Below are 20862 nucleotides of genomic sequence, written 5' to 3'. Positions count from 1 at the left end.
TATCCAGTAACCTCAGCCACTTCTTCTACTTTGTGGCCTTTAGCTATCAACCAGAGGATTTGCCATCTAGTTCGTTCTATTGGGTCTTGAGTTTGTCGGTAGAGTTTTTCCAACTCTTCGATACTTTTGTGTGGTTCTAGCTTTAACAATCTCGGCATGGCGATCGCCCAACTCTTACTATTCATCCCTTAATTTATCAGGTTTAATTTTTTTATACCGATGCTACCGGATTTGATATTAGATCTTGCTTATGCAGTAATTGACGGTATTCAAGCTAGGGGAGAAAAGGGAAACTACAGGACAGAACGTTTTAAATTTTACTCAAATCAAACTGCTTAAAATTTCTTTACATACTTTGGTTTTTTTTCACCGACTTACTTACGCAAATAGGGCGCGGACATTTATAAATGCTCAAAGTTAGTCAGGAATTACTTGTGAATTCTTGAATGTTTTCCAAAATACCCGAAAAGATGCTTAAAATCTTCCTATTCAGAATGGTGACTATGAGTAGTAATACTTTCTTTTTTGTTGAATAATCGCTCACAAATACCCAGTAAATATGATTTATTATTGATGGGCGATCGCGGCAATGGTTTTTCATTATCAGGCCAACTAGGTAAATCGAAACATGGACAACAATCTGGGGGCATTCCTTTAACACGAGATGGGATAGGCATCGAACAACGGGCACAATCACTAATGTCCCACTCTGGAGATAATAATTCTGCAATTGTTTGATGTGTCCCCTCTAAAAAACAATCTCCCGATCCAGAAGATAAAATTTGTTGCCAGCATGATTCAAAATCTTGACTGTAGCGATCGCCTAAAAGTACGATTTGAGGTTTTATAGCTGCTTGGCCATTTCTCATTAATACCTTCTTACCTAACTGAAACCAACAGGCAATATATTGTTTGACTTGATCGTGAGATGCCATAATTTTTAGCTCCGATATTTTCCGTTTCATAGAACTTCAAAGCTAATAAATAGCCTCGTTCATCTACCTTCATTCTAACTTTTCCATCGTTAAAATTGGGGAGTGAAGCTAATACTTTATTCCTTTAGAATAAATTAAGAATTAAATATTCAAAGGTGTGCCTAAAGCACTAAGATTCAAAACATGACCTCCTGTAACTAGATAAACAGACTGAGAAATTACTCCAACTCGACGAATCAGATGACCAAGGCGATCACGAAATAGTCGTCCGATAGGAAACGAAGGAACTACTCCCCAACCTGTTTCTTCACCCACTAAAATTACATCGCTACTAGCTTTTAATAAAGCTTCAATCAAAGCTGCTAAAGTTTCATTCCAAGCTGGTTCATCTTGTGACAAAATATTAGCCAACCAAGTACCTAAAGAATCTACCAAAATACAACAGTCTTGATGTGCATAAGTAGTCAAAGTTTCTGATAGTTTCACAGGTATTTCTAAGGTAGTCCAATCAGGAGGGCGACGGTTTTGATGTTGTTCAATTCGAGTTTGCCACTCTAGGTCTTGACCATCAACTTGAGAGGTAGCTATATAAATTACTTGTTTGTGAGAACTAATCGCCAAATTTTCAGCCCACTCACTTTTACCAGAGCGAGCAGGACCTGTGACCAAAATTAGTTTCTTAGAAGTAGCTTGAGGAGAATTCATGGGAATACAAACAAATAATACTATTTCTCAAAAACTTTTCTACATTTTCTTGAGTCGGGGATTAGGGGAATAGAGGCGTTAGCTGCCGCTAACGCCCCTACAGATAAGTAAACATAAGAATAATTAACATTAACTAGGCTACTAATTAGCAAAAAAGTTGTTTTGCCTACGTTAATTACTTAATAACTGAAGTCTTACCTAAGTATATCATTACTTTTGAGAATTGGTATAATCCAGTGTAAACTGAAAATAAAGGATAATAAATTAGAATAAATTAGTAAATAGTAAGTTCGGCCAAAATCCGTGAAAACTCCAAAATAGTAAGAATTAACTATGGCCAAAATATCTGCTATTATCTGCACTCATAATCGGGACAATTACTTAGGAGCTGCCATAGATAGCCTACTTGGACAGGATTTTCCTGGTAGCTTTGAAGTAGTAGTAGTAGACAATGCTTCCACTGACCGCACCCGCGAAGTAGTAGAAGCAAGATATCCTAGTCCCAATCTGAAATATGTATATGAGCCAGTCACAGGATTATCTGTGGCCAGAAATACAGGGGCAAAAGCAGCCAGTGCAGAAATTTTAGCTTATCTTGATGATGATGCTGTTGCTAGTTCCCAATGGTTAAGGGTATTGCAAGAAGCTTTTCAAAGTAATGAAAAACTAGCGATCGCTGGTGGTAAAGTTACCTTGATTTGGCCAGAAGGAATTACCCCCCCCAAATGGCTTTCTCCAGAATTATCAGGAAACCTAGGTTACTATGACCTTGGTGATTCTGTAGTGTATATTAATCAGCCTGGTTTAACTCCCAGAGGTTTAAATTATTCCATTCGTCGTACATTTCTTGAACAAATTGATGGCTTTGATACTAACTTAGGTCGAGTGGGCAAAAAGCTACTGTCTAATGAAGAATTACACACCACAGAATTAGCAATCAAGCAAGGTTGGCAAGTAGCTTATTTACCTGAAGCTTTGGTTGCTCATAATGTAGCTCCTGAAAGGGTTAGACCTTCCTGGTTTATTGAGAGAGGTTGGTGGCAAGGCATTAGCGAATGTTATCGCGAACAACTAGCTGGTCAGGCGGGTCTTAGACAAATAAGAAAGGGGAGCGATAGAATGATTAGGGGTGTGTACAAGTCTCTAAAAAATATAGCAGACCCGGCCAAACGTTTTGATAATTTTGTCTATGCTTATGCTCAAATAGGCTATCTAGGTGCAGCTATTCAGGGCATGATATCTACGAAGTAGATTTTAGGTGGTAGGTAAAAAAAGCCGATCGCCCTGCCTAAAAGCTAACCCAAAGCCACTCAAAATATCAGGGCATGATATTTATGAAGTAGGTATTATGTGGTAGATTTTAGGTGGTAGGTAAAAAAAGTTGATCGTCCTGTAGAAATACTAACCCAAGTCCACTCAATCTCAAATCGTACTTACCTAAAGATTAACTCAAGGCCACTCAACATCAAATCCTAACTATCTAAATACTAACCCAAGGCAACTCAATACAAAACTATTAGTGCCTTCGAACTATAGCGATAATAAAATAAGGTAATACCTATCTATAAAATTCTGAACTATGACATCATCTAAGATACCAGTTTCAGTTCTCATCCCGGCTAAGAATGAAGAAAAAAATTTACCCGCTTGTCTAGATAGTGTTGCAAGAGCAGATGAGATATTTGTAGTAGATTCTCAAAGCAGCGATCATTCCGGGGAAATTGTAGAAAGTTATGGAGCAAATTTAGTACAGTTCCATTTTAATGGTCAATGGCCAAAAAAGAAAAATTGGTCTTTAGAAAATTTGCCATTTCGGAATGAGTGGGTACTTATTGTTGATTGTGACGAACGTATTACTCCTGAGCAATGGGATGAAATTGCTGTAGCTATTCAAGACCCAAATTACAATGGTTACTACCTTAATAGACGAGTATTTTTTCTAGGTAAATGGATTCGTTATGGGGGTAAATATCCTGATTGGAATCTGCGTTTATTTAAGCATAAAGAAGGTCGCTACGAGAATTTAGGAACTGAGGGAGTGGCCAATACGGGGGATAATGAAGTGCATGAACACGTTGTTTTGAATGGAAAGGTAGGCTATCTGAAAAATGATATGCTTCACGAAGATTTTCGTGATTTATTCCACTGGTTGGAAAGACACAATCGTTATTCTAACTGGGAAGCGCGAGTACATTATAATATACTGACTGGTCAGGATGATGATGGAACTATTGGTGCAAGTTTATTTGGGGATGCGGTACAGCGTAAACGTTTTCTGAAGAAGATATGGGTAAGATTACCGTTTAAACCGATATTGAGGTTTATTTTATTTTACTTTATTCAATTAGGGTTTTTAGATGGTAAAGCAGGATATATTTACGGTAGGTTACTGAGTCAATATGAGTATCAAATAGGTGTTAAACTTTACGAACTTAAAGATTGTGGTGGTCAGTTAAATGCTGTTCAGAAAATAGAAAAAACTCCTAAACCTCAGCCAGTTGCTCAGGTAGATTCAGCAAGTAGTAGTTAGTAATTAGGCATAAGCATTCAGCGGTCAGCAATCAGCAATCAGCTATTAATTCATTGCCTTTAAAGCAGGAATTAGTATTGAGAGGTTTAAGGACAATTCAAAGTATTGAAAAAACAACTAACCTTGACCTTAGCAGTGTATATTCATTATTTATGAAACAGCTAAAAGCTGAATGTGAGCTAAGTTCAAAGAAGGGGTCGGAAAAACTAGGTTTTATTGCTGATGATTCTGATAGATCGATAACTCTAAATTTATTATCATACTTGAGTTGATAGTTATAATCAGTAATGCCAAAAATGTAGCTAATTAATCTGAAATTCACCGAACATTTAAAGGAGGTAGAAAGAGGAAAGTCAACCTATTTTCTACTTCCTTATTTTGATTTTTATACTATTAACTAGCTATCAGCATTTTCCGTACCGGAATGCTCCGCAAACAGCATTTACGGACTGAAAGGCTTTTTAAGGATTCTAGGCATTAAGCGAAGATATCTTATACCAATTCCTAAAAGTAACGCTAGACTTGGGTAAGACTTCAGTTATTAATTAATCAAAACAGTTATAATCACCCTTTTGCTAAAAATAGCCCAGTTAATGTTAATTATTCTTACTTTTTACTTCTCCCCTACTCCTCCACTCCCCTATTTCCCCTCCTGGGAGGGGTTAGGGGTGAGTCCCCTGCTCAACAAAATGTAGAAAAGTTTTTGAGAAATGGTATTATTCCTAATTTCCTTACTCCCTATTTCCTACTCTCAAAAAGATGTAGCAAGACTTTTGAGATTTGGTATAAAGTTTTTTTCAACTATCAAATAAGATTAAAATATTGACTAAAATATAGCTAGCATTGTGTAAGGGTTTGGTCTCCAAGCTCCTACTTTTGCTGTGGCAGTATTCTATGTTTAATATTTTGTTGATAAATGGTCTCTGAGAATTTTTATTCTATGATAATATCCTTGAAATATTTGCCAAAAATACAGATTGATGGAATTTAAGCACTATTTACAAGAATTAGATAAAAATCTGGAAAAAGGTAGTGAGCGTACCCACTATCCTGCTTTGAAAAATCTGATTGAGGGTGCCATGTTGGGAATTAATGCCAATATTGAAGAAACTGGAAATCAAGCTGGTATCCCAGATTTTAAAGTTAGGAAAAATATTGAAGAAGGAGACAGGAGACAGGAGACAGGAGACAGGAGGAAAATTACATGGGGATTCTAACCCCAAGTAATTTTGAACACCGTGTAGACGGTGGGGTATTAAACCCACAAAGAAAATGATAATTTACTTGGCTATATAGAAGCTAAAAAAAATTAGTGAAAATTTAGAAAAAATCCAATCAACTGACCAGTTAAAACGTTATTTAGAATCTGAAATCGGGAAAAACTTAATTTTAACTAATTACTTAGGGTTTGCGCTCAAAAGTCTGAAAACGGTTGATTTGTGATTCAAAGAAAGCTGATTATAACTTATTATTATCATCATTTATTCAGCTATAACTTTAAATTATAAAATACACCGCAAAAACAGTTTTTTCTCCAAAAAACTACAAAAAAAGAGAAAATGCCTCTTCCGGCGAGGGTAGAAAGGTTGATTACTAAAAAGGTCATTGCGATCGCAGTCATAGAAGTTTCAGGAAGTTTGGCCATCACTTTCGCCAGACTAAATCCTCTTTTTGCTTGCCCGAATTTACCCTCAATATGGTTCCGCAATCTTTCATCCAAGTGAGCTTGTTTCTTCTGTTCTTTATCAATATTTTTTGACCAATAAAGTATTGTAAATATGGATTTTCCTTGATTTGTTCTACTGTTTCCCTGTGGCTTATACCCAATTTTTCTTTAATAATTAACGCCCCTAAGGCGATTCTAAAAGATCAGGCAGGTGCTCCTCTTTCCTCAGATAATAAGCTAGCATATACATCTTCATATTTTGGCCAAGGAATTAGACTAACCATCACTACCCAAGGATTTTCTGGAGATAGTTGGCCATTGAACGGCAGTTCCAAATTTTCTGGTGCAGTGTCACCTTGGCCTACTTGTCTGTACATGGTGTGTGCAGTTATAGATACCTGGAATAAGAGTATATTTTAGCTCAAAATTGGGTACAATTTCTAATTCAAAATACCTTTAATCGCTGAGTGTGTAAGTTTTTTAAATTTATTCAGCAAGCCCTAAGTATGACCTGACAAATGAAAAAATATGGATTAACAAAAATTGTTATTTCACAGGGGTCAGTCAAAAAATATGGGAATTTAAAATCGGTAGCTACCAAGTTTTAGATAAATGGCTTAAAGATAGAAAAAAAGCTAACCGGGAATTATCGGATGAAAAGATTAATCAGTATCAAAAAATTATTTTTGCCCTGAGAGAAACCAGAAAATTAATGACAAAAATAGATCAAATTATTCCGAACTTTCACCTCAGATAGTCAGACAGTCCAATTGAGGATAAAAAATTCATTTATCTATATATAGTTTTCATTCCATCTACCTAGATATAAGGTAGAAAAATTTGCCCAAATTCTCTCTTCTTCCCCAAAATTATGATTTGTCTATCCCACAACCGATGAGGTGGTAGAAAAATTTATCAAAATTCTCTCAATTTTCCCTAGTAACTATTTATTTATCCCATAACCAATGAGTCGGCAAAAATTATTTTTTCACCAGACAAACCAGAAAAATAATCACAGAAATAGATCAAATTATTCTGGAGGTTTGCTCTTTTTATGACTCAATTTATTAATCTATTCCACAGTCAAAATAAATTGAATAAACCTTTGAAAATTAACTATTATATGCTAATATGCTAATCAAGGTATTATAGGAAATTTATGTAAATTTTACTCTAAGTCTATAAAAATCACTATTTACCTAGTTTATATATCTAAATGGTATAAAATTATTAAATTAGAGTCAAGCCTAAAAAAAATTAACTTTCAATGATAAATAACCAACAAACAGAATCTTGGGTCGATCTTCGCAAATATGACCAATCTTGGTATGACCGAGGTAAACCGGGTTGGTTTGTACTGTTGTGGTGGTTCATACAAGCAATTACTTTCCCACTAACTCCCCAACCTCTATATGGTCTGAGACGACTAATATTAAATCTCTTTGGAGCCAAAATTGGTCAAGGAGTTTTAATTCGCCCCACTGCCAGATTTACCTACCCTTGGAAAATAGCGATCGGCGATTATAGTTGGATTGGAGACGACGTAGTTTTATACAGTCTTGACCATATAAAAATAGGTCAACATTGCGTTATCTCTCAGAAAAGTTACCTCTGTACGGGTAGTCATGATATGGAAGACCCCACATTTGGTTTACAAACAGCAAGTATTACTATTGGTAATGGTGCATGGGTTGCTACAGATTGTTTTATTGCTCCAGGGGTTAATATTGGTGCTAATGCTGTTATTGGTGCTAGGAGTAGTGTGTTTAAAGATATGCCATCAGGTCAGGTTTGTTTAGGAACTCCTTGTCAACCTCGTTACCCAAGACAGATTAAGATGTAATACCGTTTCACCGAAGTCAGAACTCAGAAGTCAGAAAGTTAGATTTGATAGACTAAAAACTTTGACTGTACAATAATTTCAGGCAATTATTTGACATTTATTAAGGAGCGAAACTATTTGTGACATCCTGAAAGTGAATTGGTATAAGACATTAAATTATTAATCATATTAATAAGGATATAAATCAAGTAAAAATTGACTCAATAGAGAATATTATGTTTTAATGTTATATTGTTTTTCGTTCAGAAAATAACCGATCTGAGGAGTATTATAGTGGTAGAATTCAATAAAAGATTTTCAAAAGTAGTTATTGTGGGGGGAGCTGGTTTTGTTGGTAGAGAAATAATTGTTCAGTTTCAGCCCATAGCCGATAATATTGTTGTGATTGACAATATGCGTACCGGACTCAGAAACAAAAAAGAATTAGAATTAGTTGAACTAATCGAAAATGATATTCGGGACTTGGGAGGAGATTGGCCAAGAGCTTTTAGAGGCGCTGATTTAGTGATTCATCTAGCAGCAAATATTGATACTCCCTGGAGTGTCAAGTACATGAATGATGATTTTAGTCTCAATGCGCTAGGTACAAAAAATATTGTTAATGCTTGTGTAGCAGCTAGTGTTCCTAAAATACTTTATGCTTCCTCAGCAGCAGTTTATGGTGCAGTAACAGAAGACAAACTGCCAATAACAGAAAATATATACCCAGAACCAGCATCTCCCTATGCAAAAACTAAGTTTCAAGGGGAAATAGAGGTATTGGCAGGTGCAAGAACCTATGGATATACAGCACATTGTTTGAGGATGTTCAACATTTATGGTCCCTGGGAAAGTCCGGTAACACTTGATGAGGTTCTTCTATATACACTTTATGTGTTAAAAAATCAAGAAATTTCTATTTTTGGTGAACCTTCAAATCAAGTCAGAGATTATGTTAGTGTAAGTGACATTGCAAGGGCTTATGTATTAGCTGCGCAATCTGAAAAACAAGGAGCATTCTTTTATAATATTGGTAGTGGCAAGGGAACAAATTTTGCTGAGTTGCTAAGTATTATTGAAAATGTAACTGGAATTATACCTCAAACCAAAATACTCCCATTAAGGCCTGGTGAACTGACTAAAAGCTGGGGTATTTATGAGCGAGCCAAGGAAATAATACAATATGAACATCAAGTAAATATTGAAGAGGGAGTTAAACAAATGGTTGATTGGATTAAAAATGCTCCTCAGGAAGTGCTTAATCTATATAAACTTAGCTAAGATTAAAACTATATTAATATTAACAATTCAGGAATTTTTTGATAATTGATATTACTCATTCATATTCTTGTAAGTTGCCACTGCAGAAGGCGAACTACGGTTCAAGTAACGGAATATCCAATACTTAAAAACAGCATCTAAAATCACCGGAAAAGTTGCAATAAACAAGAAATTAAAATCTCTACTTTCTGCTACTCCAAAATGTCTAGCAACATTTTCCAAAATCACTTCCCAACCATGAGGGGAGTGAAACCCTACAAACATATCTGTTAACAAAATCAGAATAAATGCCTTAGCACTATCACTAAGACCATATATTACATCATCCATAAAAGACTTTAAAATCTCAACATCTCTTCTATTAGCAGAAATAATGCCAACAAAAGAAATCAAAGATATCAGGTCACAAAAAATATTTTTAATAGCATTATTACTTCTATTTTTATATTCCGAAGCTATTTCTTGAGCTTTTTCTTCTACTTTATGCTCAATCAATTCTTCTCTTTGAAGCTTAGGTATTTCTGAAACTTCTTTTCCAGCTTCATATAATTCTGGAAATAATTCAGGAGTATGGCCTAAATAAATTTGAAAATGAAGTTCTTCCTCATATTTGCGCAATTCCATCAAAGCTTCTTCTTCCAAGTCGCGGTTAATAAAAATCTCTTCTTGTTGACTAGAGATTGGCATAAAATTATCGACTAAGTAACCCACAAAAGTTATTTTTGATAACTGGTGAATTAGTAGAGGCACTAAAATCAATAGTAAAATAAATCTAACCGAAGTAATAGTCTTAACTTTAGATTTTCTAAATTTCTTAATTACATCTTCTTCAGCTTCTGGGTCTAACTCTTTCTTGATTCTTTTGAAAGTACTTAATAATGAACGGGGTAAAAAGCTAGTTTCAGGTTGATCTCTTTTTAGTGTTTCTGTAGTATTTATAGCAGAATTAGATGATATATTATTAGTAGAATTATTAATATTATTTTGACTAGATATTATAGCTAAAGAAGATGAAGTATCAGGCACTTCTACAATTGAATTAGATTTTTGAATTGGAGATTTTGTTTGTTTACGATATCGACTAGCTACTTCATCAATAAACTCTAATTTTTCCAAAATAATTGATGGTCGATCCTGAAATTCTTGCCGATAATATTTATTGAGTTTATCCTCGCTATCGCCAAACTGATTTTTCTCAAAAATACCTACAACTGAAATACTTGCATTAAACTCAGCTAATCTAGTTTCAATAACTTTTAAATATCGCTTCAATGCAGAATTAAAATAAGACTTAACACTATCACCATAACTAGCTGATGTTAAAGAAATATTTTGACCTTCAAAATGTTGATCTTCAATCGCCTTAATATTGAGGGCGGCATCATAAGCCATATCCAAAGCTCTTTCAGGAGTTTCTCGGAACCACTCATTAGCACTCAGAACAGAGAGTTTAAATTGCTTCCAGGAGTAAATAGCCATATTGATTATTTTCTGATAAGTTCAATCAGCTCGCCACTATTTATTACATTTAGAACTGATAATCTCAAGTTAGTAGTTTAAAGAGCGAGTAATGAACATTTGTATATTTGATAACAAGCAATTTCCACTTAAAAATAATATCTTTTTACTATTATCAACTTAGCTGGTATATTAGCATATTTTTGCTTTTAATGTGAGCATAAATATGATATTCAGCCAAATCATAATTATGTCTATTTCTTCAAAAATATTTAGTTAGGATTTGCGCTCAAAAGTCTTTTAGTAGGGGTAGGAGACAGGAGACAGGAGACAGGAGACAGGAGGAACGGGGAATGAGCGAGGAGGTAGGAGTAAGAATTGTCAATTTGGGATTTTTCTGCCATAGTCAGCCCAAAATACTAGCTTTTTGAGCGTTTTCAACTGAAACAGGCCTACTGCAATTCGAGCCTAAAAATACTCAAACCTTTATGTATCAATACTTTGATAATTAATCAGCTAGCCCTAATTAAATTTAGACAATATTCTCTAAGCGTTCAACTAACTGTTGTGCTTGTATAACCCCTTCTATCTGTTCTACTGGCTGACCATTTTTAAACAAAACCAAAGTCGGCAAAGCTTGAATGCCATACTTTGATGCCAACTGAGGATATTTATCTGTATCAATTTTAACTATCCGCAGTCGATCTTTCATCTTTTGATTGACCTGTTCCAGAATAGGGGCCATTATTTGACAAGGGCCACACCAAGTTGCATAAAAATCCACTAGAACAGGTATTTTTGAACTAGCAAGTAATTCATCAAAACTATCAAACTGCTTTTTAACTGCCATCTTGAGAAAATATATATACTTATCTATTCTATCTATTAGCTTAACTCAACAAGCCATAATCCCCTAAGTCAATGAAGTTAGAAGTCAGAAGTCAGAAGTCAGAAGTCAGAAGTTGTTTTTGTAACGGGGATTTGAGCAACCCTCCAAAAACATTTCGCCAATCAAGGCGGGGTTTTAAACCCAATTATTTTGATAAATTAGTTTAAATCATATAGCAAAGGATTTCATTATGGAGGCATTACCCGAAACATTACAGCGTTTGAAGGGACAAGTAGCAATAATCACAGGTGCATCTAGAGGAATTGGTCGAGCAGCAGCTTTAGCATTAGCAATGGAAGGGGCAAATGTAGTTGTTAACTATGCTAACTCTAGTGGAGCGGCTGTGGAAGTAGTGGCAGAAATAGTTGCTGCGGGTGGCAATGGGATGGCACTTCAAGCAGATGTTTCTAAAGCTGAAGAGGTTGATACCCTCGTCAAAGAAGTGATGGAAAAATGGAGTCGCATTGATATTTTGGTAAATAATGCTGGTATTACTCGCGATACTTTGCTTTTGCGGATGAAACCCAATGACTGGCAGTCAGTAATAGACCTAAATTTGACGGGGGTTTTTCTCTGTACCCGCGCCGTTAGCAAAATTATGCTCAAACAAAAGAGTGGTCGTATTATTAATATTGCTTCTGTAACTGGGCAAATGGGTAATCCTGGTCAAGCTAATTATAGTGCAGCTAAAGCAGGGGTTATTGGCTTTACTAAAAGTGTAGCAAAAGAACTTGCTAATCGTGGCATTACAGCAAACGCTGTTGCCCCTGGGTTTATAACGACTGATATGACTAAGGACTTGAAAAATTCTGAGGAAATTATCAAATTTATTCCTCTCGGTCGTTATGGTACACCAGAAGAAGTAGCGGGTATGATTAAATTTTTAGCTGCTGATAGTGCTGCTAATTATATTACAGGTCAAGTATTTAATGTGGATGGGGGAATGGTGATGGCTTAATACCAATTTTCGGCGTTGCTGAATAGCGTGTATGATATTAATCTTAATTACTTAGGAGTCAACCCACCCCTCGCCCCTCCCCCTCCCAGGAGGGGTACTCATGAGAACTGAGTCAGGAGGGAAGAAAGAAGAAGAAACAGGAGTATAAGGAGAAAGTTTTTTGAACGCCCTCTCATCCGGACATGATATCATACCTCAAATCACCAACGCCCCAATTTCATATAGAAGCCATTTGATATCTTTGCAAGCGGTACGGGTTTTTGGCACAGGAGTCAGGAGTCAGAACTCAGGAGTTCGAGAAATAGAATAAGGGGAAAAGGTGTAAATTTGCCTCCAGATTCACCATCTACCCACACTCCCCCTATATTTTTAAATAGAACCCAAATGGGTTCTATAATGGAACAGCGGTGCGACCCCACGTCGGCGACAGACACAAGTGCTCGGAACCCGGCGTTTTGCTCCGCAAGATGTTTGCGCAGTACTCGGTAGGAAAACGCGCAAGCGTCCCGTAGGGAATAGTTTCCTCCCCATGAGAATGCCAAGTAACAGAGAGAATGCGCACTCCTGTGAGAGAACAGGGAATAGAGGTATGTCCTACTAATAATGTACGAAATTGTCTCCAGCCTAAATCACTAATAGCTCTGGACAATTTCCGATTTTTCATCATACCTGAAACGTTTAAATCTTCCAGAATAATTGTTTGGTTTTCACGAATTATTTCTGTGGATAATTTATGCAGGAAATCTGTTCTAGTATCTTTTAATTTACTATGTTTGCGCAGCATTCCGAAGGAAAATTTAGCTACCCTGAGTCTGGCTTTTTCATATTGTTTAGAACCATTACTTTTTTTTGATAATGATTTACTTAATTTTCTATACTTTTTAATTCGTTTTTTTAATGGTTTTGGTGCATCTACTTTTTTACCATTGCTGAATAATGTAGAAATGCCTAAATCTATGCCTACTGATTTGCTGGATTCTGGTAGTTTTTGTGGTTGAATTTCTACTACAAAACTCAGAAAGTATCTATGGGCTGAATCTTTGATTACTGTTACTGATGATGGTTCTCCTGGTAAGGGTCTTGACCACACTACTTTGAAACAACCTATTTTGGCTAAGTATACTTTGTCTTCATGTAGTTGAAATCCTCTTAAGGTAAACCTGGCAGTTTGTTTTGACCTGCGTTTTTTGAATCTGGGAAGTTTAATTGCTTTACCTTTTCTTTTACCCTTAGTTCAATTAAAAAAGTTTTGGTAAGCCTGGTTTAAGTCATTTAATGATTGTTGTAATGGCACTACAGACACTTCTGAAAACCATTCTCTATTTTCTGTTTTTTAGCTTGAGTAATAAAGAGTTTTTGTAGTTCAGATTCAGCACCAAAAAGCTTTTCAGAACCCAGATCGACATACATATCAACTCCAGCAAATTCTATGTATAGAGGGTCGTCGGTAATAGTCCAGCCTTCTTTAATTAAGGCGTTTTTGACAGCATCATGGAATATATCTTGAGCTGGCATAATTATATATTAATACTTGACAATTATTTGATACTATTATTATATCTGAATTTGAGGTTTTACCTATCGGTCAAATATTATTTAAAAATCAACGACTGAGTTTAATAACTTTTGATGCTAAACAGGAGGTTATTTGTTCATGGATACCATAAATAATTATCATCAAATTATTACTAAAATCCTGGGAGAATATGCTAATGAGCCTGTCAACTAATTTTATAATCCTTTTATGGTAAGACTTCTAAGTCCTTGCCTAGAAAATTATGCTATACCTTTGATCAACTATTTTTAATAAATAGTGAAAGCTGAAATGGTGTAAATTCGTTATCTAGTTTGTGATTGCAGAGAGCTTGGCACACTCATAACAATTACTCTAGTTTTACGCCTAATATAACTGCATATCCTCCTTAAAACTGGAAATAGAGTTATATAGAACTTATCAATTGAAACTATAATACTAGAGTTTAGTCCCAAACTCCAGGTTGAAAAATGGATGAGGTTAAAATACTTTGCAAATCACCATTCTTTATACGATAAATCGACGTGCGGAATTTGTATTACTAATAATGGAGAATAATTTAATGGAGATTGAAAAGTCCAAAAACAGTCGAATGAAATTTCTTCAAAATGTAATCACTGAAAATATTTTACTTTATGAATAAACCACCAAGACAAAAATTTCCTCCTCCTAGAACATTAAATACTTCTAAGTCTATGCTCAACGTTGAAAATCCGATAAAAATTGGTATCGCTGCTTTACTGGGATTATTTGGTATAGTGATGCTCCGCAGTACGTTCTTAATTCTTCAACCTGGTGAAGCCGGAGTTTTGCAGGTACTCGGTTCTGTCCGTGAGGGAGAGCCTATGCGTGAAGGACTTCATATCATACTTCCTTTTGTCTCTAAGGTTAACAAGTACGACATTCGGGTGCAAAAACACCAGATTAATGGCTTGACTGCAGCCTCTAAGGATTTACAAGATATCACCGCCGAGGTTGTGGTAAATTATCAAGTACAACCCAGTGAGCTAGTAAATATCCTGCGTGATGTAGGAACCCTTGATAATGTTAAAGAGAAGTACGTTGAACCTCAAGCGCAGGAAGCCTTTAAAATTGCTTCAGCTAAATTGAAAGCTGAGGAATCTGTGACTAAACGAGAAGAGTTGATGGAGACTTTTAATGGTTCCATAATTGAGCGTCTCCAGAAATTTGGTATTAGGGTAGTTGCCACTGCCTTAGTTGATGTGGATTTTTCTCCAGAGTTTTCTAAGTCAGTTGAGGAAAAACAAATCGCGGAACAGAAAGCTCAAAAAGCCAAATATATTGCTCAAGAGGCCGAGCAAGAAGCGCAAGCAATGATTAATCGTGCTAAGGGAAAAGCTGAGGCCAATCGTCTAGAAGCGGAAAGCTTGAAAGCACAGGGTTCTGAATTAGTCATTCAAAAACTGTTCCTAGAATCATGGGATGGTAAGCTTCCTTTGGTGATGAGTGGAAATGAAGATACTCTTCTGCTCGATATGAACAAGCTAGTGGATAGTGACAAGAGATAAAAGACGAGACTGTGCCAAAATGGGTTTATTGTACGCGCTCGGAATTAGGCGTAAAACTAGAGTCATTGTCATGAGTGTGTCAAGCTCTCTCTTGATTTACCTTTAATAATATCTTAATTCATAGCTTGATTCACCAACGCCTGAAATTAATATCCATCGGGTAGGAAAAGACTTTCCCACCCAACTTTTAACATTAATCTCCCAAACAAATACCTATACTCCGAGCAGTTTTAACTAAAGTATCATTAGGATCTACCGCTCTGTACTTAGAAATCGCATCTGCAATTGGCACAGCGATCGCCTGTCGATTTTGCCAAGTTACTACATGGTCATATTTTTCTTCAGCAATGAGGTCAACTGCTGCTACCCCAAAAGCTGAAGCAATTAATCGGTCTGTCGGGGAAGGTATGCCACCACGTTGAATATGACCTAAGACGGTGACGCGAGTTTCTGCACTACTACAAGCAGCAAGTTTATCAGCTAGATATTGCCCAATACCACCAAATCTAGATTGACCCAAAGAATCATTAGTTGTGACTGCTTCTCCTGTTTCAGTACGCACTGCTTCTGCGACAATTACCAAAGAGTAATTTTTGCCTAAATCTTGGCGTTTGCGGATGTAGTCACATATTCGCTCTATTTGGTAAGGAATTTCGGGAATCAATATTACATCTGCACCACCTGCAATACCAGCATTGAGAGCAATATGTCCCGCATCTCGCCCCATTACTTCCAGAATCATAACTCGACTATGACTAGCAGCAGTAAAATGTAAGCGGTCTAGTGCTTCTGTGGCAATTTTGACAGCAGTATTAAAACCGATAGACAATTCAGTACAGTTGACATCATTATCAATAGTTTTGGGAATACCCACTAGATTCAAATTTCCCTGTTGAGCAAGTTTACGGAGAATAGTTAGACTACCATCACCCCCGATACCAATTAAAGCATCAAGCTCTAATAAACGATACCCTTCAATAATTTCCTCAGAGCGATCGCGCACAGTTCCATCTGGCATCGGAAATCCAAATGGATCGCCCTTATTAGTAGTTCCTAAAATTGTACCACCTGCTGTGAGTAAGGGGTCGATTTTTTCAATTTCAAGTTTGATTGCTTTTGGTGGACGTTCCATCAATCCCAGGGTAGCTTGCTGAATGCCAAAAACTTCCCAATTATAAGTTCCAATTGCGCGATATACTACCGCCCGAATTGCTGGATTTAAGCCTGCACAATCTCCTCCACTGGTAAGGATGCCAATACGTTTGTGTTCTACCATAATTATGATTTTCTCTACAATAAAGAACATAAATTTGTAACAGTTTCTACTCTGAAGTTGAAGCTGTCTATCGGATTTTACCAGTCAATTGTCAGTATTTATATTTATAGGATTTTTCAGTTGGATGATAAAAGGTTTTTTGGTGGTGGTGCATTGTAATGGTGGTCTATTGTAATTATTTTTTCAAGGACAAAAGCAGTGGGAGCATCTTGCTCCCTTGCTTGTATCTTATATCATGTCCGGTAGCATCGGTATTGTATAGCAAAGGTAGGCAACAGGCAACAAACAGGAAGGCAATTGAGCAAGAAAAAAACTTAAATTTCCTGTAGATATCCACGCTAACTTTTACACAAACGATACCAACGGACATGATATTACTCCCATGAAGCACCGTTGTTTATCCTCATCTACCATTACCGGAGTAGGACTAGCGGTTTTTTGATGGAGTTATCAAACAAGTTAAATTAATTCACCAGCTAAAGTTAAAATTTGACCATTTGCGCTCGGTAGTAGAGAAGTGAGCAATTTTTTGTTTTCAAATAAAGAACCGATCAAATTAATTTAATACTATAGAAAATATAATTAATTCATAAATTAATTTATCTTTATTCGGTGTTGGTGATTTGAGGCATGATATCTTGTCGGGATAAGAGCGAAAATAAAAAACTTTCTCCCTCTACTACTCTTTCTTATTTCTTTCCTCCTGACTCCTGAGGACTGACTCCCATCCTGGGAGTGGGTTTACTCCTAAATAATTAAAATTAATATCATACACGCGCTTCACCAATGCCCTTTATTCTTTATAGATTTAATATCCTCTAGTTTATCCGGTATCTAAAATTGGTTGAGGTTTGTAGATGTGGAGTGGCTTATATTAGTATTGCCATTCACTTTTTTTCTGTTTCCAACTTCGATCTTTCCTGTTTCAAATTTAAATTTTTACCGCGCCCATTGTTGGAGAATATAACGATAAAAACTCTCTGTATCCACTCGTTCCATTGCCATAATTTTCCGCCCACCAGTTTCTACTTTTATGCGACCTTGACTCACTCCTTTTGTAATAACTGTAGTTTCCCATTCTTTTAGTTGATAAAATTCTGGATGTGCTAAATAAACAGTTGCTAAAATATCCCAAAAATAATAATCCTGAGAAATTGCCAAAGCATAACATTGTCCGGCAAAATCAGAGATCGGATATTTTCTTTGCTTGCCTAATTTACGAGAAAACTCAGAAGTTAGGGGTACATTATTAGTAATATCTAACGAACAAAGTACTATTGGAATTTGAGTTTGCCAAACCCTTTCAATAGCAAATGGGTCCCAATAAGCATTCCATTCTGCGGACATATCTTGACCTGGTTCCATATCTTTACTCACATTTCCCGGTACATTTAAAGCACCACCCATCCAAACAATTTCTTGAATTTTTGACTCAATTTCTGGAGCAATATCTAAAGCTACAGCAACAGTTGTTAAAGGACCAGTTACCATTAATGTTACAGGTGCTGGTGCTGATTTTAAAACTCGTACCATAAAATTTTGACCAGGTTCTGAAACTAAAATAGTATCAATAGTTTCCTTCTCATTTAAAATCGGAAAATGGTCTACAGCAAAAGAATCTCTTCTAAATAAAACTGGAAAAGGATTAACACCACGCACTGTGCTTTCTGCCACTGGAACATCAGAACATCCCATTAAATCTAAAATTTTTCGAGTAGCATTAATTGCAGGTTTAATATAACAATCAGCAGGGGTGACAATTACTCCTAAAGATTGAACATTTTCCATGGTCATTAGTAAAACAGTGGAGAGAAAATCATCTACAGCACCATCATGATCCATCAGTACAAGTTTTTTGGACATCAACATTAAAGATTAGATTTCAATTAGAATTATATGTGATATTCAGATAAGTTTAGGAATGTTCATTGAGATTTTATCTAAACCAATGAGATCAACTATTAACAGAAAACGTCATCAAACCTTTAGTAAATAATTGAGTTGAATTATGTACACAGAATCATCAGCAAGGAATAATAATATTAACAACAATATTGTGCCAGTAGAAAGAGTAAATAAATTACTGTTTCAGTCAATTGATACTTTAGAAGAAATTCTCAAAAATCAACAACTTCCGGCACAAGAACGAGCAACAGTAGCCCTGAAAATTCTAGAAATGACAGGTATTTTGTCTCAAACCAACCCTCGATCACCAAGTACATTAATATCTGATGCTCAACAACAAATAAACCAATTAAATACAGATAATTTAACAAGAAATATTTCTGCTTATACACCTAAAATAGCACAAGTAAAATCTACATTTTTACCTGCTGTTCATGTAGAACTTCAAAACTTTTTATCTCCCGAAGAAAATCAAAAAGCTATAGAAATTGCCATTCAAAAACGCGACCAATATATTGAATCAACCACTACCACTAAAGCAGATCGATATCGGCAGTCTTATGTACTATTTTCACAATACTTTCCCGAATTATCAACACTTATTCAAAGCAAAATATTACAAACCTTGCCAGAAGTATTAGCTCAACTAAATTTTCGTCCTTTCGAGATATCAGAAATTGAAGCGCAACTAACAGCACATAATGATGGATGTTATTACAAAATTCATAATGATGCGGGTAGCGAAAAAACAGCAAGTAGAGAAATTACTTATGTATATTATTTTTATCAAGAACCCAAAGCTTTTTCTGGAGGTGAGCTAAGAATTTATGATACTGAATTAAAAGCTGGTGGAGCAATAACTCATGAGAATTTTCAAACTATTACCCCTGCTAATAATTCCATCATCTTTTTTAACAGTCGTTGCAGACATGAGGTAATGCCTGTAGTTTGTCCATCAAAAGCATTTGAACATAGTCGGTTTACAGTTAATGGTTGGATTAGAAGATTAGTAGCATAAATAGTTATTTTACTGAAGTAAAGCAGGGAATAGCGGTGCGACCCAGTGTCAGCGACAGACGCATCTGGTAGCGGACTTCTGTGAGGGAACAATAGGAAAAACATTTCCCCCTATTTGATTGATCATCACTCTATACCCTAATGTCGTAAACAACTAGTTCTTTGCTGTACAAACAATTTTTTTGTCTACTCAGTCATCATGCAATATTCCCTCTGTATCAATAAGGGGGAATATTTTTTTTTCAGTTTTGCCAACTATCTAGAGACTATAAAAAAAGCCTACCATAATATTAACAACTCCAAAAAAAGTGATGTACTGATACAGGATATGCTAATTGCTATAACTTTTATCATATTAATGATATACAGTATTTTTTCTACTTATTACTTTCTAGAGTTTTGTATCTCACCAATTTGATAATTACTATATAGCGTTTCTGAAGAAGCCTTAGGTACAGTTTTTTTTTAACTGTTGCCTACTCCCTAGAGTTTTGTATCTCACCCATTCTACAACTTTTATATAAGAATTACATACAGCTTGAATATTTCTCATTCCGTAAATAAAAAAAATAATATATATTGCGTAAAACCGTATTTCTTAACTGGAGAATAATTTATACAACGACATTGATAATTAAATAAAAAATTATTCTGATTATTTTTGTCATAGACATCTATTTGCAATGAATTATAGATCTACCTCTTAATAATTTTTTGCTTCTACTACACCTGAATTTAAAGTTTCATTTTTGTGATTGAGAGGTGATTGTTATGTACAATAAAAATGATTTAATACTATCTATATTGACATTAATTGTAGTAGTAACAATGGGATTGCCTACTATAGAAATTAACAATAATTTGGTAGAACGATATTCTGATGAATTAGGTGAAGAAATTTTTCATCACTTTGTGAGTTCTTCTGATGAAGACCCTCCTGTTCCCTATAAAGAAGGAACAACCCGTGGCTAAATTTAGCAGATAATTTCATCAAGTTAAATTTGAGGATTTAGATATTTATTAAGAGCTGATTTATAAAGTAAATTTTACAGCGCTTTTCAAATGGATGAATCACATAATCAAAAACAAGCCCAGGCTTTACCACTACATTGCGCAGGTCAAAGGAAAGACGTGAGTCGCAAGCAAATACCCTCCCGAAGCACTCATTAAACTACGCTCTAGGCTGGAATGGAACTCTTGCCAGAGCGTTCGCGGGAGCGTCGCGCACTAATTGAAGAAGCTTCTGCCAACTATGGTGTGTCATATCAAATCCCCTGACTTCGGAGTAATTTGAAGAAGGAGACAGGAGACAGGAGACAGGAGACAGGAGGAAAATTACATGGGGATTCGCTCCCCC

The 20862-nt window shown here is 35.7% G+C and carries 19 protein-coding genes and 2 pseudogenes; 10 read left to right on the top strand and 11 right to left on the bottom strand.

Annotated elements, in window-relative coordinates:
- The 3 genes and pseudogenes from D5R40_RS21010 to cobU form a co-directional block, all read right to left on the bottom strand.
- Nucleotides 1-185, bottom strand: a pseudogene (locus tag D5R40_RS21010) (hypothetical protein); the annotation flags it as partial.
- Nucleotides 186-485: 300 nt separating this feature from the next.
- On the bottom strand, nt 486-935 hold the full coding sequence (locus D5R40_RS21005; RefSeq protein ID WP_124144100.1) for a hypothetical protein: 450 nt from the start codon (nt 933-935) through the stop codon (nt 486-488).
- A gap of 141 nt (nt 936-1076) precedes the next feature.
- Complete coding sequence (gene cobU / locus D5R40_RS21000; protein WP_124144101.1) at nt 1077-1640, bottom strand: bifunctional adenosylcobinamide kinase/adenosylcobinamide-phosphate guanylyltransferase; 564 nt, start codon at nt 1638-1640, stop codon at nt 1077-1079.
- A gap of 333 nt (nt 1641-1973) precedes the next feature.
- On the opposite strand from cobU, the gene D5R40_RS20995 reads away from it, so the two are divergent.
- From D5R40_RS20995 to D5R40_RS20985, 3 genes are all read left to right on the top strand, one after another.
- Complete coding sequence (locus tag D5R40_RS20995; RefSeq protein WP_124144102.1) at nt 1974-2891, top strand: glycosyltransferase family 2 protein; 918 nt, start codon at nt 1974-1976, stop codon at nt 2889-2891.
- A gap of 328 nt (nt 2892-3219) precedes the next feature.
- Nucleotides 3220-4170, top strand: coding sequence for a glycosyltransferase family 2 protein (locus tag D5R40_RS20990; protein WP_124144103.1), 951 nt, complete (start codon nt 3220-3222; stop codon nt 4168-4170).
- A 980-nt stretch (nt 4171-5150) separates the two neighbouring features.
- Nucleotides 5151-5387, top strand: a complete 237-nt coding sequence (locus tag D5R40_RS20985) for a hypothetical protein (protein ID WP_124144104.1) — start codon at nt 5151-5153, stop codon at nt 5385-5387.
- Between the two features lie 272 nt (nt 5388-5659).
- Here the strand turns inward: D5R40_RS20985 and D5R40_RS42770 are convergent, their stop codons facing one another.
- A complete protein-coding gene (locus D5R40_RS42770; RefSeq protein ID WP_124155147.1) occupies nt 5660-5920 on the bottom strand; it encodes a transposase in 261 nt (86 codons plus the stop codon).
- A gap of 8 nt (nt 5921-5928) precedes the next feature.
- A pseudogene (locus D5R40_RS39905) lies at nt 5929-6213 on the bottom strand (transposase); the annotation flags it as partial.
- A gap of 107 nt (nt 6214-6320) precedes the next feature.
- Here D5R40_RS39905 and D5R40_RS42765 point away from each other — a divergent pair.
- The 3 genes from D5R40_RS42765 to D5R40_RS20965 all read left to right on the top strand — a co-directional run bounded on the left by D5R40_RS42765 (nt 6321) and on the right by D5R40_RS20965 (nt 8939).
- A complete protein-coding gene (locus tag D5R40_RS42765) occupies nt 6321-6593 on the top strand; it encodes a type ISP restriction/modification enzyme (RefSeq protein WP_161564412.1) in 273 nt (90 codons plus the stop codon).
- Nucleotides 6594-7103: 510 nt separating this feature from the next.
- Nucleotides 7104-7679, top strand: a complete 576-nt coding sequence (gene hpsU / locus D5R40_RS20970; RefSeq protein WP_124144105.1) for a hormogonium polysaccharide biosynthesis acetyltransferase HpsU — start codon at nt 7104-7106, stop codon at nt 7677-7679.
- 273 nt (nt 7680-7952) lie between these two features.
- Nucleotides 7953-8939: an NAD-dependent epimerase/dehydratase family protein gene (locus tag D5R40_RS20965; RefSeq protein ID WP_161564410.1), complete on the top strand. Its 987-nt coding sequence runs from the start codon at nt 7953-7955 to the stop codon at nt 8937-8939.
- Between the two features lie 51 nt (nt 8940-8990).
- Here D5R40_RS20965 and D5R40_RS20960 read toward each other — a convergent pair whose 3' ends face one another.
- Nucleotides 8991-10418, bottom strand: coding sequence for a proton extrusion protein PcxA (locus tag D5R40_RS20960; protein WP_124144107.1), 1428 nt, complete (start codon nt 10416-10418; stop codon nt 8991-8993).
- A gap of 511 nt (nt 10419-10929) precedes the next feature.
- Nucleotides 10930-11247, bottom strand: a complete 318-nt coding sequence (gene trxA / locus D5R40_RS20955; protein ID WP_124144108.1) for a thioredoxin — start codon at nt 11245-11247, stop codon at nt 10930-10932.
- A 229-nt stretch (nt 11248-11476) separates the two neighbouring features.
- Here trxA and fabG point away from each other — a divergent pair, with 229 nt between their 5' ends.
- Nucleotides 11477-12244 (top strand): 3-oxoacyl-[acyl-carrier-protein] reductase, encoded by a 768-nt coding sequence (gene fabG, locus D5R40_RS20950; protein WP_124144109.1) that lies wholly within the window; start codon nt 11477-11479, stop codon nt 12242-12244.
- A 391-nt stretch (nt 12245-12635) separates the two neighbouring features.
- On the opposite strand, the gene D5R40_RS20945 is transcribed toward fabG, so the two are convergent.
- Both D5R40_RS20945 and D5R40_RS20940 read right to left on the bottom strand, forming a co-directional pair.
- Complete coding sequence (locus tag D5R40_RS20945; protein ID WP_124144110.1) at nt 12636-13451, bottom strand: RNA-guided endonuclease InsQ/TnpB family protein; 816 nt, start codon at nt 13449-13451, stop codon at nt 12636-12638.
- An 86-nt stretch (nt 13452-13537) separates the two neighbouring features.
- Entirely contained in the window at nt 13538-13759 is a 222-nt protein-coding gene (locus D5R40_RS20940; RefSeq protein WP_124144111.1) for an element excision factor XisH family protein, read from the bottom strand.
- A gap of 654 nt (nt 13760-14413) precedes the next feature.
- Between D5R40_RS20940 and D5R40_RS20935 the strand changes: the two genes are divergently transcribed.
- Nucleotides 14414-15307, top strand: coding sequence for a prohibitin family protein (locus D5R40_RS20935; RefSeq protein ID WP_205127303.1), 894 nt, complete (start codon nt 14414-14416; stop codon nt 15305-15307).
- 193 nt (nt 15308-15500) lie between these two features.
- Here D5R40_RS20935 and D5R40_RS20930 read toward each other — a convergent pair whose 3' ends face one another.
- Nucleotides 15501-16583, bottom strand: coding sequence for an ATP-dependent 6-phosphofructokinase (locus D5R40_RS20930; protein WP_124144112.1), 1083 nt, complete (start codon nt 16581-16583; stop codon nt 15501-15503).
- A 939-nt stretch (nt 16584-17522) separates the two neighbouring features.
- Nucleotides 17523-18446: a nucleoside hydrolase gene (locus tag D5R40_RS20925; RefSeq protein ID WP_124144113.1), complete on the bottom strand. Its 924-nt coding sequence runs from the start codon at nt 18444-18446 to the stop codon at nt 17523-17525.
- A gap of 145 nt (nt 18447-18591) precedes the next feature.
- Between D5R40_RS20925 and D5R40_RS20920 the strand changes: the two genes are divergently transcribed.
- A complete protein-coding gene (locus D5R40_RS20920; protein ID WP_124144114.1) occupies nt 18592-19506 on the top strand; it encodes a 2OG-Fe(II) oxygenase in 915 nt (304 codons plus the stop codon).
- Nucleotides 19507-20276: 770 nt separating this feature from the next.
- Nucleotides 20277-20477 (top strand): hypothetical protein, encoded by a 201-nt coding sequence (locus tag D5R40_RS20915; protein WP_124144115.1) that lies wholly within the window; start codon nt 20277-20279, stop codon nt 20475-20477.
- The last annotated feature ends 385 nt before the right edge of the window (nt 20478-20862 follow it).

The sequence above is a fragment of the Okeania hirsuta genome, assembly GCF_003838195.1.
GTDB lineage: Bacteria > Cyanobacteriota > Cyanobacteriia > Cyanobacteriales > Microcoleaceae > Okeania > Okeania hirsuta.
Note: the sequence above shows the minus strand (reverse complement) of the source record. Positions and strands in the feature narration are given on the sequence as shown.